This window comes from Pseudomonas sp. GW822-FHT05A08 (assembly GCF_058800485.1).
Genome location: NZ_CM179511.1, coordinates 2,816,922 through 2,833,276, shown reverse-complemented (window position 1 = coordinate 2,833,276; position 16,355 = coordinate 2,816,922). Strand labels below are relative to the sequence as shown.

Here is a 16,355-nt window from a genome sequence, read left to right as displayed (position 1 = left end):
ATGAGTGGCTACGTACCGAACGCCCCGAAGGGCTATCGCAACAAGGGTGTGGAACCCGTCGATCTTGGCGCCCAACGCTGGGCGCAATACCCGGACCTGCCACCGAAGACACAAGACAAGCCTGCCACCATGGGTTGTGTCTTTGCCAAAAGTTGCAACCTGCCTGACGGTGTGATCGATCACAAGAACCCGGCCGGATTTGTGCCTGTTGAGAAGCTGGCTGATTACGGGCTATGGGCTGTATTAGCTACCGGGACTGCAATCACAGCGCAAGGCGCCTCTCTTCAATTGGTGGGCGGGTCTGCCGCTGGCAGCGCCATTGCCAAACGTCTTGGCGGATCACTTTTACTCACACTGCTAGAAAGTGCCGGAACCGTCGCGGCTGGCGCTGTTGGGGGCACAATTGCCCTGTTGATACCAAACACCAACATTTCACCTGACAGTGCTTTCTATAAGAAGGAGCAATACGCCACGCTTGATGCTGGCCGCACTCGTGTGCGAGTCAATGTAAAGACCTTGCCGGACGGCTCCGTTAGCGCTTATGGGTTCTACACAGGCGGTAAAACGGACTGGGAAAATGTTCCAGTCATCGAAGCTAAGAAGGACGGCGAAAACTACGTCGCAGACATCGGTAACGGGATTGGACTCACTTGGACGCCAGCGGCGAGCCCTGACAGTGCCCTAGGTATTCCTGCTCTGGAAGGTGCCCCGCAACTACCACCTGTGTGGGTTTACCCTCCCACTGAGCAGGCCGATAAGATACTGCTCAACCCAGTGCATCCGCCCGACTACCAAGACGCGATTATCTGGTTTCCCAGCACCGATGTTCAGCCGATTTATATTTCGCTGAGCGTTCCGGGAGACCATAGCTATTATCCACCACCTAAAAACCTGACAGCTTTTCCTGACGCGGTAAGAGCGGATTCTAAAACCAGGGTTCAGGGCGGGGGGGCAATGCGTAAACGCTGGAAGGATCGTAAAGGCCGTATTTATGAGTGGGACAGCCAGCATGGCGCGGTCGAAATATACGATAAACAAGGGAAGCATCTTGGCGAATTCGCCCCTGAAACGGGTGAGCAGACCAAGCCTGCCAAACCCGGTCGAACAGTAGAAAGATAGAGGTACTTATGTACTTGTGTATTACCGGCTTTTTGCTCAACAGCACAGAAGATGACTCGCTCAAATATGAGCTTGATGTAGACAGCATCTATAACAAGCAAATTGTAGAAACTCTCGGCCATACCAGCCTTAACGCCATGGCGGAAGGCGAATGGCTGCTAACCAATGAGCAAATAACAGCACTATCAGAAATCATAGGGCAAACACTCCCAACTGATTTGAAACTGTACATTGGCGTTGAAACATAGGGACATATTTTCTAGCCCCACCCGCGCGCCAGAGAATCGATACACGTTTACAAGAGCGTGAGTTTTCAGACCAGAAAGCGTAACGCGCCCAGGTCAGGCAGAGCCCCGGCCTGGGCGATGGGCGAAATCAATCGTCGCGGGTCAGGACTTCCAGCAGCTCGATCTCGAACACCAGATTGGAGCTCGGCGGGATCTTGCCCATCGACCGCTCGCCATAACCCAGGTGCGCCGGCACCAAGAGCTTGCGCTTACCGCCGACCTGCATGCCCATCAGGCCCTGGTCCCAGCCTTTAATTACCCGTCCGGTGCCAATCACGCACTGGAACGGCTTGCCGCGCTCCCAGGACGAATCGAAGGGCGTGCCGTCTTCCAGGAAACCGCGGTACTGGGTGGTGATCAAAGCGCCCTTGACCACCGCCTTGCCCTCGCCCACTTCGATATCGATCACCTGCAACGAATCGCTCATCCACTCACTCTCTATTGACGGCAGCCGGCAGTGGCTACCGAAGGTGCGGAAAATAGCAAATTTTCGCCCTCGCGACCTGTAAGGCATGCTCCTGGAGGGGGCTGAGGCAGAGCACATTATCGATGCCTCCTGGCCCAGCCACCATCTTTCAGATTGTCCCTACAGACCCTCCATAGCCAAATCCGATAGCGTCCCTAAGCCAACTGCGAATGCTCTTCGCTCCCCCTCCGACGGGGGCTTCTTTATGGACAATGTGGACGCAAACGCGGATGGGTGGCTACGCACCGAACGCCCCGAAGGGCTATCGCAACAAGGGGGTAGAGCCCGTCGATCTGGGCGCCCAACGCTGGGCGCAATACCCGGACCTGCCACCGAAGGCAGAAGCCAAGCCCCAGACAGCTGGGTGCACTTTTACCAAACCCTGCAAGCTCCCTGATGGGGTCATCAACTACGCCAGCTCCGCCATTCCCACCGATGCCATCAGCGAATACGGGCAGCTCGTTTTGCTGGGCGGACGCGAAGCGGATGCAACAGGGAAAATCCCTCTCCAGCAAATCAGTGGTCACGCGTTACCTGCTGCACTTGGAACACTTCTATTAGGTGGAGTGGCTGCTACTGCTGGTACTGCTACAGGGGTTGGCACTGGAGCCGGTGCTGGAATCAGCACGGGTACTGCGGCAACAGGCGCGAGTGCGGGTACCACGTTTTTTACCACGGGTGTTATTGCAGGTGGATTGGCGGGCATAGCCGCATTGCTCTGGCCATCGAGCTTGGGCGACAGCAGCCTGTACACACCCGAACAGCTCAAAGCGCTCAAGGAAGGCCGCACACGTGTCCGGTTGCACATAGAACAGCAGGCTGACGGCACGCTGAAAGGCTATGGATACAACACTGAGAAGCGCAGCGACTGGGAAATGATCCCTGTTACCCGGTTCGAGGCTGGCGAAATCTCATGTGTTGAATGCAAATCTTCTGAAATCGCACCATTGACCAAAAACCAGAAAAAGGCTTTCCCGGAAATTGAGAAAACCGGTGCGACCGTTGTAGGCAAAGGTAAACCCGGCTTCCCCGGAGGCACCACTATTCCACCCACCAGAGTCGAAATCATCCGACCTGACCCGGCCCTCTGAGGGAACAGACATGTCCATCGTAGACACGAAAGTCGTAGATATTATTGCAGTGCCAGAGTGGGAACCCGATAACGTGATTCTGGTTATCACGGACCACCTTGAATGGGGTGATAAAACCCAACAAGGTGAACACCTATTATTGCTGCAAGAGAAGATCAACACTTACATCGCGTTCATCGAAAGCGGTGAAATCCTAGAGAGCTATCCACCATCCAAAGACAAAGCCCCCATCATTCGTATCAACGGTCTGTACGAACTACCAGAACAAGGCGAACTCTTCATTGACCGCGTTACCGAGGTGCTGAAAGACGTTGGTATCGGGCTAGAGTTCATCCTTAAAGCGGATGAAAAAATACGCAACATGTGAACAAGGGCCACGCCCAAATGAAAGACAGCGGCACCAATGTCGATCGGTTGAAAGAGTGCCAATGGGATCTGGCAAAGCCCTGATCCCCCACTCCCCCCTCAAGACCGCTTGAACAAACTCCAGACAAACGCCACCACCCCACCCACAGTCGCCACTACCGCCAGCCAGCCCACCACCGACAACCCCTGCCAGGCCGGGCCGGCCGCGGCGATCTGCGGGCCGAAGGCGATCAGCAGCGCGCTGATCAGCAGGGCCAGGGACAAACGGGTGGAGGCCAGGCGCAGGGATTTTTCCAGGCGCTCGATGCCCGGCATGTCGAGGCGCAGGTCGACCACGCCATGTTTCAGGCGGTTGATCAGCAGGCGGGTCAGTTGCGGCAGTTCGACGGCGACGCCGCGGCCCAGTTCCAGGCCGTCGAGGCCCAGGCGGCGGGCGAGTTTCCAGCTGAACTGCTGCTTGAGCATCTTGCTGATGGCCGGGCGCGCGGTGGCTATCAGGTCCAGTTGCGGGTCGAGCCGGGTGAGTACGCCATCGGCAGTGATCAGCGCCTTGAACAGCACCAGCAGGTCGGCCGGCAACAACAGTTGGTATTCGCGCATCAGGCCGAGGAAGTCCTCGATCATCGCACTCATGTTCAGCGCCTTGCCGCCGTGTCGGCCCATGAACTCCCGGGCGGCCTGTTCGATGGCGGACAGGTCGCGCACCTGCTCGCCGCTCCAGTCGATCAGCACCGCCACCAGCGCTTCGGTACTGCCTTCGGTCATGGCCCGCATGAAGCTCATGACCTCCAGGCGCCGGCGTTCGTCGAGGCGCCCGACCATGCCGAAGTCGATGAAGCCGACCCGATTGTCGTCCATGGCCCGCAGGTTGCCGGGGTGCGGGTCGCCGTGGAACAGGCCGTCCTCCAGCAGCATCTTGATGAACGCCTGGGCCCCGCGCTGCGCCAGCAGGCTCGGGTCCAGGCCCTGCTCGATCAGGGCCTGGCGTTCCAGCGGCGTGTGACTGGGCAGAAATTCCTGGACCAGCAGGCGCTCGCTGCTGTGCAGCCAGTGGATACGCGCAATGGCGATCTGCGGATGCTCGGCGAAATTCGCCGCCACTGCGTCGCAGTGCTGCCCCTCCTGGGTGAAGTCCAGTTCTTCGAGCATCGCCCGGGCCAGTTGCCGGACCATCTGCCGTGGCTGGTAATGGGCCAGGGTGGCGTTCTCTTCCACCAGCATCGCCACGCCTTCCAGCAATTGCAGGTCGGCGCTCATCTTGCGCCGCAGGCCGGGGCGCTGGACCTTGACCACCACCGCCTCGCCACTGAGCAGGCGCGCGCGATAAACCTGGGCGATGGAGGCCGCGGCCAGGGGCTCGCTGTCGAACTCGGCGAACACCTGGTCCAGCTCGCAGCCCAGGTCGTCGCGCACCTGATCTTCCAGCTCGCTCCAGGGCAAGGTCGCGGCACTGCTGTGCAACGCCTCCAGCTCGCTGATCCAGTGCGGCGGCAGGATGTCGCTGCGGCTGGCGAGGATCTGCCCGAGCTTGATAAAGGTCGGCCCGAGCTTTTCCAGGGCCAGGCGCACCCGCTGCGGCGTCGAGTCCTGCGGCAGCGCTTCACCAGCGGCTGGCGACTCGCCCAGCAGGCGCCCCAGGCCCAGGCGCAGCAAAACGTCCTGGGCACCGAAGGCCGCCAGCACGGCGACAATCTGGTGCACCCGCTTATGGTGTTTGAGTGCCGTCCAGGTGGGTTCGAGCATGGTCGGGATGATCCTTCACAAGGTGACGCCCGCGGCGTGGCTGGCGGGCCCAGGGTTGGGTGGCGCGCCTGCCGCGGACTCCGGGATCGACGACACGCCATGCAAGGTCCGACCACAGCAGCCGGCAATCATTCACAACGCGCTGGCGCCGATTGCGCCTGCGCGTGCGAGGCGCTGCCGAAGAGCGCAGGCCGACGGTTACCCATGGCTGCGCCCGCCATGAATTCGGTTACCATGGCGCCCCCCCTGAAATCCGCACGCCGATAAGGACATCCGTATGGCTGTTTCAACTATTGTGATTCTGCTCGTTCTGGCCCTGCTGGTGATCTACGTCATCACCGTCTACAACGGCCTGGTGGCCCGCTGGAACCGCTTCAAGAACGCCTTCGCGCAGATCGAAGTCCAGCTCAAGCGCCGTTACGACCTGATCCCCAACCTGGTGGAAACCGCCAAGGCCTACCTCAAGCACGAGCGCGACACCCTCGAAGCCGTGACCGCGGCGCGCAATGCCGCGCTGGCGGGTCTCAAGGCCGTCGCGGCCGAGCCCGGCAACCCGCAGCACATGGCGCAACTGGGCCAGGCCGAAGGCGTACTGTCCAGCGCCATGGGCCGGCTGAACCTGAGCATGGAGGCCTACCCGGACCTCAAGGCGTCGCAGAACATGCAACAGCTGAGCGAAGAGCTGACCAGTACCGAAAACAAAGTGTCCTTTGCCCGCCAGGCCTTCAACGACACGGTGATGGATTACAACAGCTACAAACAGAGTTTCCCGCCGGTGATCCTGGCCGGCCTGTTCGGCCATGGCGCCGATGCCAGCCTGCTGCAATTCGCCGACAGCGCCCTGATCCAGGAAGCCCCCAAGGTCGCGTTCTAACCTTCTGTCACCCTGGATGGTCCGATGAACTTTTTTGAACACCAGGCCCGGGCCAAACGGCGTACCGGCACCCTGGTGCTGCTGATGATCCTGGCCGTGCTGTGTCTGGTGGCCGTCACCAGCCTGGCGCTGAATCTGCTCTGGCTGCAATTTCTCAAGGAGATGAAGCAGTCGCCGAGCTTCGACTGGCACCTGACGGCGATGATCGCCGCGGTGGTGTTCCTGGTGGTGATCGGCAGCAGCATGGGCAAGCACGCCGAACTCAAGGCCGGCGGCAAGGTGGTCGCCAAGCGCCTGGGCGGCCGGCTGATCAACCTGCACCCGGACGGCCTGGAAGAACAACGGCTGCTCAATGTGGTCGAGGAAATGGCCCTGGCCTCGGGCACGCCGGTGCCACAGGTGTACGTGCTGCCCGATGCCGGGATCAATGCGTTCGCCGCCGGCTTCACGCCACAGGAGGCGGTGATCGGGGTCACCCGCGGCGCCATGATGGTGCTCAACCGCGAGGAACTGCAGGCGGTGATCGCCCACGAGTTCAGCCACATCTACAACGGCGACATGCGCCTCAACACCCGGCTGGTGGCGATTGTCCACGGTATCCTGGTCATCGGCCTGACCGGCGAGGCGATGGCCGAAGGGGTCAACCAGTCTGGCCGGCTGGCGCAAAACCGGGTCGGCGGGCTGGCGATGTGGAGTGGCCTGGCGCTGATTCTGCTGGGCTCGGTCGGGACTTTTTTCGGCAACCTGATCAAGGGCGCCATCAGCCGCGAGCGCGAGTTTCTCGCCGATGCCTCGGCGGTGCAGTTCACCCGTAATCCGGCCGGCCTGGTCGGCGCGCTGAAAAAAATCGGCGGTTACGCCGCCAGTTCGAAACTCGACAGCGCCTTCAGCGCTGAATACAGCCACCTGTATTTCAGTGAAGGGGCCACCCTCTCCGTCTATGGCCAGTCCGCGACCCATCCGCCCCTCTCGGCGCGGATCCGGCGCCTGGAACCCGGCTGGGACGGCCGCTTGCCCACCATTGAAGCCATCGAACTGCCGGCCGAACCCGCCCGCTCCGGCCTGGACAGCTCCGGGGTGTTCAGCCGCCAGTCGCAAGCGACCAGCGCCCTGGTGTTCGACCTGAATGCGATCAAGCAGTCGATTGCCAGCATCGGCAGCCCGAACGCGCAACATCTGCAGGCCGCCCAGGCAACGCTGGTCAGCCTCGACCCGGCGCTCCAGCGCAGCGCTCACAGCACCACCGGCGCCCAGGCGCTGGTCTATGGCCTGCTGCTGTCCGCCAACGACTCGATGCGCCACCGGCAACTCGCGCAGCTGGACGCCAACAGCCCCACCGAGGTCTTCGGTTGCCTGCAAGCCCTGCAACAACAACTGGCGGCCCTCGACCCGAACCTGCGCCTGCCGCTGCTGGACCTGTCGATACCGGCCCTGCAGCAGCTGGACAAGAAAGCCTGCAAGCTGTTCATGGACAACCTGCGGCAACTGATCGACTCCGACGATCAGGTCGAGCTGCTGGAGTGGACGCTGCTGCGCATCGTGCAACGCAATGTCGAAGGCCTGCCGGCGCCCGAGTACAAATGGGGGCTGTTCCAGCGCAGCGAAGAACTGGCGGTCCTGCTCGGCGCCCTGGCCAGTGCCGGGCAAAAGACCGCGCAGCAGGCCCAGCTGGCCCTGGCCCATGCCTGGAGCGGCCTGCCCTTCGCCCAGCCGCAACCGGCGGAGGTCGACCTCGAACACCTGGATGCCGCCCTGGTGCGCCTGCGCCAGTTGATGCCCGAGGAACGGCCGACGCTGCTGCAGGCCATGGCCCGCTGCGTCTGCTACGACGGCCTGGTCACCGTGGCCGAAGCCGAGCTGATGCGCGCCGTGGCCGATGTGCTGGATTGCCCGATGCCGCCGCTGCTGCCCCCGGCAGTCACCGAGCCCGCGCCTTCCCAGGCATCGGCCAGCGCCCCCCAGGCCGCCACGCTCTGAGCCACGACCCCTGCCCAGCGGCTGACGCCAGCCCGGGCAGGTGTCGCCATCCTTACCAGAGCGCGACCTCGTAGGTGAAATAGAGGCGATTGCTGTCGCGCCCCCGGGCGAAGTCGGAGCGGTACACATAGTTGCGCAGCTTCACCCCCAGCCCCTTGAAGTGGCCTTGCTGCACCACATAGGCCAGTTCGGCATCGCGTTCCCATTCCTTGATCGCCGAGTTTGACCGGCCATCGCTGCCGCTCAGGTAGCGGGTGGAAAACGCCAGCCCCGGCACCCCGAGGGCGGCGAAGTTATAGCCGTAGCCGAGCATCCAGGTTTTCTCGTCCTCCTCGATGAACTTGCCAATGCCCACGTTGCTGAACGAGTACACCGTGGCGCCGCTGATATAAGGCAAGCCGGCATCACCGCTGAGCACCTGATAGCCGCCACTCAGGGTATGGCCGGCCACGGCATAGGACAGCAGGCCGCTGAGCATATCGTTGTCGATGTTGCCGCCGTAGGCCGAACCGCTGTCGCTGCTGTGGAAGTAACGCAGGTCACTGGTCAGCACACCGGCGCCCAGCTTCAGGTCGTGCTGGAGACCGGCAAAGTGCTGCCGGTAGAAGTGCTCGAGCTCGCCGTAGAAGTAACTCAGGCGCAGGTTCTTGCCGAGCTTGTAGTCGGCCCCGGCATAGGTGAAGTCCCCGGATTTGTCGCCGGCATAACCGTCCGCAACGATCGGCATGCTGTCGCTGGAATCGCGCAGTTTGAAGCGATCCAGCCGGCCGGCGGTGAGCGTCAGGTTGTCGATGTCGCTGCTGGTGATCTGTGTGCCCTGGTAGGTCTGCGGCAACAGTCGCGCGTCGTTGTAGATCAGCACCGGGTTCCTCGGTAGCAAGGTGCCGTGCTTGAGCGTGGTCCCAGCCAGCCTGGCCTTGACCGTGACACCGGCACTGGCGAACGCGTCGGCGGCGCGACCGTCGTCATGCACCGGCAGCAAGCCGGTACCGCTGCGGCCCCGCCCCGAGTCGAGTTTGACCCCGACCAGGGCCAGCCCGTCGATACCCAGGCCGAGGGTGCCGGGGGTGAAACCCGACTGGAAATCCAGCAGCAGGCCCTGGGCCCACTCCGTGCGCTCGCTCTTGGCCGTGCGTGCCGCCCGGGCGCTCAGGCCATGCTCGTCACGGAAGTTCTCATTGAAGTAGACATTGCGCAGTTGCAGCTTGAGCGTGCTGTCGTCGCTGAAGCCTGCCGCGCCGACAGTCGTCAGCGGCAACAGGGCGACCAGAGGAAACCACGCCCCAGGGATGATCGAACGGGTCATATCGGACTACTCATTGTTGTTATTCGAGTTGTTGTTTTTTTAAGGTGCCGTTATTCAAGGTGCAGGTGTCGCGCGCCATGGACCCGGCGCGCCAGGGAACACCCGATGGTTCAGGGGGATGACTCAGGAGAACAGGCTCAGGAAAACAGGGTCAGCGCGCCGGTCAGCAGGGCCAGGGCGGTAATCACCAGGGAGGTCAGGACCGCCCATTTGACGGTGGCTTTCTGGAAGTCGCCGATGTCGCGGTCGACCATCCCCACCAGCAGCAGGGTCGAGGCCACCAGCGGGCTCATCAGGTGCACCGGCTGGCCGAGGATCGAGGCCCGGGCGATCTCCAGCGGATCGATGCCATAGGCTGCCGCGGCATTGGCGAGGATCGGCACCACGCCGAAGTAGTAGGCATCGTTGGACAGCACGAAGGTCAGCGGCATGCTGGTGATGGCCACCACCAGCGGGAACAAATGCCCCCACGACGGCGGAATCCAGTCCACCAGGGTCTGCGCCAGGGCATCGACCATCTTGGTACCGGAGAAGATCCCGGCAAAAATGCCGGCGGCGAACACCAGCAGCACCACCGTCATGGCATTGCCCGAATGGGCGAGGATCCGCTCTTTCTGCATCTCCAGTTGCGGGTAGTTGATCATCAGCGCCAGCACGAAGCCGATCAGGAACAGGATCGCCGAATGCATCAGGCCCATCACCAGCGCCACCATCACCGCCACCACCAGCAACAGGTTGACGTAGGCCAGCTTCGGTCGCTTGCAGGGCGTGTCTTCGACAATGGCCTTGATGTAGCAGTTGCCGCCGCCGCTCTGCAGCTGGGTGTTACCGATGCGCTTGCGCTCGGCGCGGCCCAGCAGGAAAGCGCTGAACACCACCCAGGCCGCACCGCCGATCATGGTCGGCAGCAACGGCACGAAGTACTCGCCGGCATCCAGCCCCAGGGCGGCGATGGCCCGGGTGGCCGGACCGCCCCAGGGGGTCATGCCGCTCATGATGCTCAGGGACAGCATGGCGATGGTGGCGAGGATCATCGGGTTCATGCCGATGCGCTTGTACAGCGGCAGCATCGCCGCACAGGTGATCATGTAGGTGGTGGTGCCGTCGCCGTCCAGGGCCACCAGCAGCGACAGCAACGCGGTGCCGACGGCGATCTTCACCGGGTCGCCGTTGACCCGCTTGAGGATCTTGCGGATCAACGGGTCGAACAGGCCCGCGTCGATCATCAGGCCGAAGAACAGAATCGCGAACAGCAGCAGCGCCGCGGAGGGGGCGACCATTTTCAGGCCGTCGAGCATCATTTTTCCGGTGCTGCCGGCAAACCCGCCGATCACCGCGAAGACAATCGGCACCAGGGTCAGGGCAACGATCGGGGACAAGCGTTTGGTCATGATCAGGAAGGTGAACACGACCACCATGGCCAGGCCGAGTAATGCAAGCATGAGGGATTCTCTTGTTGTTATGGACAAGCATGGCCGACGCCCAGGCGCACGGCCCCCTACCCGCCAGGCGGGGCCTGGCGAGGGTTGCAACCGGGGTCAGAAACGGAAGGTGGAGGGAGCCGCAAGCGGCTAGAGGTGTTTGCCGGCCTGCACCGGCTCCCAGGCTGGGTCACTGGCCTGGGCGTTGGGCGTCGCCTTGCCATCCAGGGTCTGTAGCAGCACCTGGCGATCGCAGGCGTTTTCCGACAGCGAGATCACCACCGTGGCCACGGCATTGCTGGCCAGGCTGGTGAGCGCCCGGGCCTCGGACATGAAGCGGTCGATGCCGATCAACAGCGCCAGGCCCGCCAAGGGGATGTCGTGGATCACCGTCAGGGTCGAGGCCAGGGCGACGAAGCCGCTGCCAGTCACCCCCGCCGCGCCCTTGGACGACAGCAGCATGATCGCCAGCATCGTCATCACCTGCCCCAGGCTCAAGTCGATGTTGCAGGCCTGGGCAATGAAAATCGCCGCCAGCGACAGGTAGATGGCCGTGCCATCGAGGTTGAACGAATAGCCGGTGGGCAGCACCAGGCCCACCACGCCTTTCTTGCAACCCAGGGCCTGGAGCTTTTCCAGCATGCGCGGCATCACCGGCTCGGTGGATGAGGTGCCCAGCACCACCAGGAACTCTTCACGCAGGTAGCGCAACAGCTTCCACAGGCTGAACCCATGGGCACGACAAATACCCCCCAGCACCACGAAGACGAAGAATCCGCAGGCGATGTAGAGGGTCATGATCAGCTTGGCCAGGGCGCCCAGGGAGGTGATGCCGTACTGGCCGACCGTGAAGGCCAGCGCGCCGAACGCCCCGATCGGGGCAAAGCGCATCAGGTAGGAAAAGATCTTGAACACCATGTGCGAGGCGGCTTCCAGCACATCCAGCACGGGCTTGCCGCGCTCGCCCAGGGACGACAGGGCAAAACCGCAGAGCACCGCGATGAACAGCACCGGCAGCACTTCGCCCTTGTTGAAGGCGCCGATAAAGGTCTCGGGAATGATGTGCATGAAGAACTCCACCACCCCCAGCTTCGCCGCCGATTCGGTGTACTGCGACAAGCCCTGGGTACTCAGGTGAGTGGGGTCGATGTTCATGCCCGCGCCGGGCTTGAACAGGTAGACCGCCACCAGGCCGATGATCAGGCTGACCACCGTCAGCGCCAGGAACAACAGCAGGGTCTTGCTCAGGAGGCGACCCAGGGAACGCTTGTCGTTCATCCCGGCGATCCCGGTGACGATGGTGCAGAACACCACCGGCGCGATCATCATCTTGACCAGCTTGATGAAGGCATCGCCCAGGGGCTTGAGGGCAATGGCCTGCTGGGCCCAGAAGTGCCCGACCACCACGCCCAGCAGCACGGCACAGATGATCTGGAAGTAGAGCGATTTAACGACTTTCATGGCATCACCCATTTTTAGAATTGTTCTGATGCGAACGACTGTCACTGCAGTGCAGGACTATCCGGCCAGGCGTTGTGACGCCGGGGCGTAGACGAAACCGGAGAACAGCCTTCGCGCGGTGCGTACCACCGAGGCGCGAATGGTCTCTCCCTGGTTGCCGGTGTAGGACAATACGACATCGATCGCGCCACTGGGATGTTCCAGGCGCACTTGCTGCAAACGCGCGGGCCCCATGTCGCCCAGCAGTTGCGCGGCGACACTGCCCGCGCTGACACAGGCGGTGGCCAGGCCGATGGACCCGGTGATAGCCAGCGCGCGATGGCAGCTGTGGGGCATGAAATAGCGCACCTGCAAGGTTCCGCCCGCCTTGGCCGGGGAAATTAACACCGGCTTGGGAATCACCTTGTCGCTGACATCGCCCAGTCCCATGGCCAGGCCGGCCTGCAAGCGCAAGGCCTCCAGCCGCCGCAGGAAGTCCTTGTCGGCGTCCAGCTCGGCCGGGGTTTCATCCCCGCGCTTGCCCAATTGACCGGCCTCGACGATCAGCAGCGGCATGGCCATGTCGATGCAGGTCACCGGTACGCCATCGATCAGGTCCCGGGGGTTCCCGGTGGGGAAGAGTTTGCCGGTCTTGCTGCCGGCGGCGTCGAGGAACGTCAGTTGCACGGGGGCGGCGGTGCCGGGCACGCCATCGATGGCGGTATCGCCTTCGTAGCTGACCTTGCCCGCCGGCGTCTGCACCAGGGAATGGATGAAGGTGCCGGTATTGAGATTGCGGATCCGCACCCGGGTCTGCTCGCCCGTGGCCTTGACCAGGCCTTGCTCGACGGCGAAGGGGCCGACCGCGCACAGCATGTTGCCGCAGTTGGGCGCCGTATCGACCCGGCGCTGGGACACCATCACCTGCACGAACAGGTAGTCGACATCGGCCTCGGGATGCAGCGACGGGCTGACGATCGCGACCTTGCTGGTCTGCGGGCTGCCACCGCCAATGCCGTCGATCTCCAGTTCATGTCCCGAGCCCATCAAGTCGAGCAGCAGCTCATCGCGCTGTTCGATGGACACCGGCAGATCCCAGGCGAGAAACACCGGCCCCTTGGAGGTACCGCCGCGCATGAGCACACAAGGAATTCGTTGCATGGACACAGACTCTTGTTAATCAATCGGGTTAATTGATGTTCTGGGCACAAGAGTGTCAGGGAATAAATCATGTTTCCAATGCAAAGATCGTAGCGATTATTGCGTTTCGCACATGAAAAATTTAAGGTGGACAGCGCCTGCCTTCCCGCCCTCGCCTGAGACGAAAAACATGGAATATGAGCTCCAGGACATAAGATCCTTCGTGAAAATCGCCGAACTCGGGAGTTTCCACGAGGCGGCCGATGCCCTGCACTTGTCCCAGCCGGCCCTGAGCCGCCGGATCAAGAAGCTGGAGGAAGGCCTGGGCACCGCCCTGCTCGACCGCACCACGCGCAAGGTCAGCCTGACCAGCGTCGGCCGGGACTTCCTGCCCAAGGCCCGGCGCCTGCTGGATGACTTCGACGACTCGATCCTCAATATCCGCGAACTGGCGGAACGGCAGATCGGCCAGGTGACCCTGGCCTGCATTCCCACCGCGGCCTTCTACTTCCTGCCGTCGGTGATCCGTCTCTACAACGAGCGCTATCCGAAAATCCGCATCCGCCTGCTCGACCTCAGCGCCAATGAAGGGCTGGAAGCCGTGCTGCGCGGCGAAGCGGACTTCGGCATCAACATGATGAGCGGGCAGCACCCGGACATCGAGTTCGTGCCCCTGGTCAACGAACCTTTCGTACTGGCGTGCCGGCGTGACCATGAACTGGCGAAAAAGGCCTCGGTCACCTGGTCGGAACTCAGCGATTACCGACTGATCGGCGTCGGCCGCCTGAGCGGCAACCGGATGCTGCTGGACCACGCCCTGTCCGGCCTGAGCTGGCGTCCCCAGTGGTTCTACGAGGTGCAGCACCTGTCCACCTCACTGGGCATGGTCGAGGCCGGGCTCGGGGTGTCGGCCATGCCCAGCCTGGCCATGCCCGCGGCCGACCATCCGACCCTGGTGAGCATTCCGCTGAGCGAACCGGTGGTCAACCGCACCCTGGGCCTGGTCTACCGCCGCGGCGCGTCGCTGTCGCCGGCGGCGGAAAAGTTCGTGTCGATCCTGCTCGAGCAATGGCCGCATTGACGGTCGATGGTGCAGGCACGCCAGTCTCGAAGAGCACGAATGCCTGCAACCTGCGCCTGACAACCTGCGGCGTATCGGCCATTAACGGCTGACTGCGCCGGCCCCAGACTTTATGCTGCACAGCCATCCCCCCATGGAACCTGCGGGCCAAACGGTTGCCTGAGGCGCAGCCGTTGTTTTCCGCGCACCACCCAATACCCGTTTTCCCAGGAGTAAGCCCATGCCCCATGAAGGCAACCTGTTGCAAGCCGCTGTCGTGTTCCTGTTCGCGGCGGTGCTGACCGTTCCCCTGGCCAAGCGCCTGCAACTGGGGGCCGTGCTTGGCTACCTGCTGGCCGGGGTGATCATCGGCCCAGCGGTGCTGGGGCTGGTGGGCAACCCGCAGAGCATCAGCCATGTGTCGGAGCTGGGCGTGGTGTTGCTGCTGTTCATCATCGGCCTGGAGCTATCGCCCCGGCGCTTGTGGGTGATGCGCAAAGCGGTGTTCGGCGTCGGTTTGGCCCAGGTGCTGCTGACCGGGGTGGTAATCGGCTGCGTCGCCCTGTTCCTGTTTGGCCAGCCGCTCAACAGCGCGATCGTGCTGGGCCTGGGCCTGGCGTTGTCGTCCACCGCCTTCGGCCTGCAAAGCCTGGCCGAACGCAAGGAGCTGACCAGCCCCCACGGGCGCCTGGCCTTCGCCATCCTGCTGTTCCAGGACATCGCGGCGATTCCGTTGATCGCCATGGTTCCGGTATTGGCCGGGGTCGACCACAACACCAGCAGCGCCGAAGACCTGCGCCATGGCCTGCAAGTGCTGGGCAGCATCGCCGTGGTGGTGATCGGCGGCCGCTACCTGTTGCGTCCGGTGTTCCGGGTGGTGGCGCGCACCGGCCTGCCGGAAGTGTCCACCGCCACCGCCTTGCTGGTGGTGATCGGCACCGCCTGGCTGATGGACATGGTTGGCGTGTCCATGGCCCTCGGCGCCTTTCTCGCCGGCCTGCTGCTGGCGGACTCGGAATATCGCCACGAACTGGAAGCGCAGATCGAACCCTTCAAGGGCCTGCTGCTGGGGCTGTTTTTCATCAGCGTCGGCATGGGCGCCAATATCGGCCTGCTGTTCAGCGCGCCGATCGCGGTGCTGGGCCTGACCCTGTTGCTGATCGCCATCAAGCTGCCGCTGCTGTTCGTGGTCGGGCGCCTGGCCGGTGGCCTGGGGCGCTTGAGCGCGGTGCGCCTGGGCGTGGTGCTGGCGGCCGGCGGCGAATTCGCTTTCGTGGTGTTCAAGATCGGCCGCGACCAGGGCCTGTTCGAGGCGCGCCTGTATGACCTGCTGGTGCTGACCATCACCCTGTCCATGGCCGTGACCCCGCTGCTGCTCCTGGCCTGCGCGCGCTTCTTGCAGCCCAAGGCCAAGCCCGTGGAGATGCCCGCCGAATACCGTGAGATCGAAACCGACGCGCCACGGGTGGTGATTGCCGGCATGGGCCGGATGGGCCAGATCGTCGCGCGGATCCTGCGGGCGCAGAACATCCCCTTCGTGGCCCTCGACACCTCGGTCGACACCATCGAGCTGACCCGCAGCTTCGGCGGCATGCCGGTGTTCTACGGCGACCCGATGCGCGCGGAGATCCTCAAGGCGGCCAAGGTCGGCGAGGCGGAGTACTTCGTGATCGCCACCGACGACCCGCAGACCAACATCAACACCGCGGCGGTGGTGCGCAAGCTCTACCCGCACATCAAGATCATCGCCCGCGCCCGTAACCGCCAGCACGTGCACAAGCTGGTGGACCTGGGGGCCGAGGCGGTGCGGGAAACCTACTATTCCAGCCTGGAAATGAGCCGCAAGGCGCTGATCGGCCTGGGCCTGACCCACGCCCAGGCCGACTCGCGGATCAAGCGCTTCACCGCCCACGACGAACAGGTGCTCGAAGCCCAGCACGCGATCTACGACGACCACGCGAAGATCCTGCAATCGGCCCAGGAAGCCCGGGCCGAGCTGGCGCGGCTGTTCGAGGCGGACGCCGAGGACGAGCAGGCCGAAGGCGTGTTGCCGGCGCCGCGCTGA

General features: G+C 63.0%; 13 protein-coding genes and 1 pseudogene. 8 read left to right on the top strand and 6 right to left on the bottom strand.

Translation table 11 applies throughout. The features are described 5' to 3' along the window. Both AC3RCP_RS12740 and AC3RCP_RS12735 read left to right on the top strand, forming a co-directional pair. Positions 1 to 1,119 (top strand): colicin E3/pyocin S6 family cytotoxin, encoded by a 1,119-nt coding sequence (locus AC3RCP_RS12740; RefSeq protein ID WP_492569802.1) that lies wholly within the window; start codon positions 1 to 3, stop codon positions 1,117 to 1,119. Positions 1,120 to 1,127: 8 nt separating this feature from the next. Then, positions 1,128 to 1,367: a pyocin S6 family toxin immunity protein gene (locus AC3RCP_RS12735; RefSeq protein WP_053260664.1), complete on the top strand. Its 240-nt coding sequence runs from the start codon at positions 1,128 to 1,130 to the stop codon at positions 1,365 to 1,367. Between the two features lie 127 nt (positions 1,368 to 1,494). On the opposite strand, the gene AC3RCP_RS12730 is transcribed toward AC3RCP_RS12735, so the two are convergent. Next, positions 1,495 to 1,833 carry an FKBP-type peptidyl-prolyl cis-trans isomerase gene (locus tag AC3RCP_RS12730; RefSeq protein ID WP_101337541.1) on the bottom strand — a complete coding sequence of 113 codons (339 nt, stop codon included), beginning with the start codon at positions 1,831 to 1,833 and terminating at the stop codon, positions 1,495 to 1,497. 269 nt (positions 1,834 to 2,102) lie between these two features. On the opposite strand from AC3RCP_RS12730, the pseudogene AC3RCP_RS12725 reads away from it, so the two are divergent. Continuing rightward, positions 2,103 to 2,774 (top strand): annotated as a pseudogene (locus AC3RCP_RS12725) (S-type pyocin domain-containing protein); the annotation flags it as partial. A gap of 199 nt (positions 2,775 to 2,973) precedes the next feature. After that, on the top strand, positions 2,974 to 3,330 hold the full coding sequence (locus tag AC3RCP_RS12720; RefSeq protein WP_009043303.1) for a DUF6572 domain-containing protein: 357 nt from the start codon (positions 2,974 to 2,976) through the stop codon (positions 3,328 to 3,330). Positions 3,331 to 3,428: 98 nt separating this feature from the next. Here AC3RCP_RS12720 and AC3RCP_RS12715 read toward each other — a convergent pair whose 3' ends face one another. After that, a complete protein-coding gene (locus AC3RCP_RS12715) occupies positions 3,429 to 5,072 on the bottom strand; it encodes an ABC1 kinase family protein (protein WP_007925038.1) in 1,644 nt (547 codons plus the stop codon). Between the two features lie 277 nt (positions 5,073 to 5,349). Between AC3RCP_RS12715 and AC3RCP_RS12710 the strand changes: the two genes are divergently transcribed. Together AC3RCP_RS12710 and AC3RCP_RS12705 are read left to right on the top strand one after the other, a co-directional pair. Continuing rightward, positions 5,350 to 5,946 (top strand): LemA family protein, encoded by a 597-nt coding sequence (locus AC3RCP_RS12710; protein ID WP_492569799.1) that lies wholly within the window; start codon positions 5,350 to 5,352, stop codon positions 5,944 to 5,946. A 24-nt stretch (positions 5,947 to 5,970) separates the two neighbouring features. After that, the gene (locus AC3RCP_RS12705) at positions 5,971 to 7,923 is read left to right on the top strand and encodes a M48 family metallopeptidase (protein ID WP_492569797.1); all 1,953 of its coding nucleotides are present in this window, start codon (positions 5,971 to 5,973) and stop codon (positions 7,921 to 7,923) included. Between the two features lie 52 nt (positions 7,924 to 7,975). On the opposite strand, the gene AC3RCP_RS12700 is transcribed toward AC3RCP_RS12705, so the two are convergent. The 4 genes from AC3RCP_RS12700 to AC3RCP_RS12685 all read right to left on the bottom strand — a co-directional run bounded on the left by AC3RCP_RS12700 (position 7,976) and on the right by AC3RCP_RS12685 (position 13,251). After that, the gene (locus AC3RCP_RS12700) at positions 7,976 to 9,229 is read right to left on the bottom strand and encodes an OprD family porin (protein ID WP_492569795.1); all 1,254 of its coding nucleotides are present in this window, start codon (positions 9,227 to 9,229) and stop codon (positions 7,976 to 7,978) included. A 137-nt stretch (positions 9,230 to 9,366) separates the two neighbouring features. Next, positions 9,367 to 10,671, bottom strand: coding sequence for a CitMHS family transporter (locus AC3RCP_RS12695; RefSeq protein WP_053260658.1), 1,305 nt, complete (start codon positions 10,669 to 10,671; stop codon positions 9,367 to 9,369). A 129-nt stretch (positions 10,672 to 10,800) separates the two neighbouring features. Next, on the bottom strand, positions 10,801 to 12,123 hold the full coding sequence (gene dctA, locus AC3RCP_RS12690) for a C4-dicarboxylate transporter DctA (RefSeq protein WP_492569793.1): 1,323 nt from the start codon (positions 12,121 to 12,123) through the stop codon (positions 10,801 to 10,803). A gap of 45 nt (positions 12,124 to 12,168) precedes the next feature. Beyond that, positions 12,169 to 13,251 carry a 4-oxalomesaconate tautomerase gene (locus tag AC3RCP_RS12685; RefSeq protein ID WP_492569791.1) on the bottom strand — a complete coding sequence of 361 codons (1,083 nt, stop codon included), beginning with the start codon at positions 13,249 to 13,251 and terminating at the stop codon, positions 12,169 to 12,171. Positions 13,252 to 13,420: 169 nt separating this feature from the next. Here AC3RCP_RS12685 and AC3RCP_RS12680 point away from each other — a divergent pair, with 169 nt between their 5' ends. Together AC3RCP_RS12680 and AC3RCP_RS12675 are read left to right on the top strand one after the other, a co-directional pair. Further along, positions 13,421 to 14,311, top strand: coding sequence for a LysR family transcriptional regulator (locus AC3RCP_RS12680; protein ID WP_009043295.1), 891 nt, complete (start codon positions 13,421 to 13,423; stop codon positions 14,309 to 14,311). Between the two features lie 220 nt (positions 14,312 to 14,531). Beyond that, positions 14,532 to 16,355, top strand: coding sequence for a monovalent cation:proton antiporter-2 (CPA2) family protein (locus AC3RCP_RS12675; RefSeq protein ID WP_101337534.1), 1,824 nt, complete (start codon positions 14,532 to 14,534; stop codon positions 16,353 to 16,355).

Coding starts and splice junctions, on each gene's coding strand:
- AC3RCP_RS12680 (WP_009043295.1), top strand. CDS start 13,421: ATGGAATATGAGCTCCAGGACATAAGATCCTTCGTGAAAATCGCCGAA.
- AC3RCP_RS12720 (WP_009043303.1), top strand. CDS start 2,974: ATGTCCATCGTAGACACGAAAGTCGTAGATATTATTGCAGTGCCAGAG.
- AC3RCP_RS12705 (WP_492569797.1), top strand. CDS start 5,971: ATGAACTTTTTTGAACACCAGGCCCGGGCCAAACGGCGTACCGGCACC.
- AC3RCP_RS12700 (WP_492569795.1), bottom strand. CDS start 9,229: ATGACCCGTTCGATCATCCCTGGGGCGTGGTTTCCTCTGGTCGCCCTG.
- AC3RCP_RS12730 (WP_101337541.1), bottom strand. CDS start 1,833: ATGAGCGATTCGTTGCAGGTGATCGATATCGAAGTGGGCGAGGGCAAG.
- AC3RCP_RS12695 (WP_053260658.1), bottom strand. CDS start 10,671: ATGCTTGCATTACTCGGCCTGGCCATGGTGGTCGTGTTCACCTTCCTG.
- AC3RCP_RS12685 (WP_492569791.1), bottom strand. CDS start 13,251: ATGCAACGAATTCCTTGTGTGCTCATGCGCGGCGGTACCTCCAAGGGG.
- AC3RCP_RS12675 (WP_101337534.1), top strand. CDS start 14,532: ATGCCCCATGAAGGCAACCTGTTGCAAGCCGCTGTCGTGTTCCTGTTC.
- AC3RCP_RS12740 (WP_492569802.1), top strand. CDS start 1: ATGAGTGGCTACGTACCGAACGCCCCGAAGGGCTATCGCAACAAGGGT.
- AC3RCP_RS12735 (WP_053260664.1), top strand. CDS start 1,128: ATGTACTTGTGTATTACCGGCTTTTTGCTCAACAGCACAGAAGATGAC.
- dctA (WP_492569793.1), bottom strand. CDS start 12,123: ATGGGTGATGCCATGAAAGTCGTTAAATCGCTCTACTTCCAGATCATC.
- AC3RCP_RS12715 (WP_007925038.1), bottom strand. CDS start 5,072: ATGCTCGAACCCACCTGGACGGCACTCAAACACCATAAGCGGGTGCAC.
- AC3RCP_RS12710 (WP_492569799.1), top strand. CDS start 5,350: ATGGCTGTTTCAACTATTGTGATTCTGCTCGTTCTGGCCCTGCTGGTG.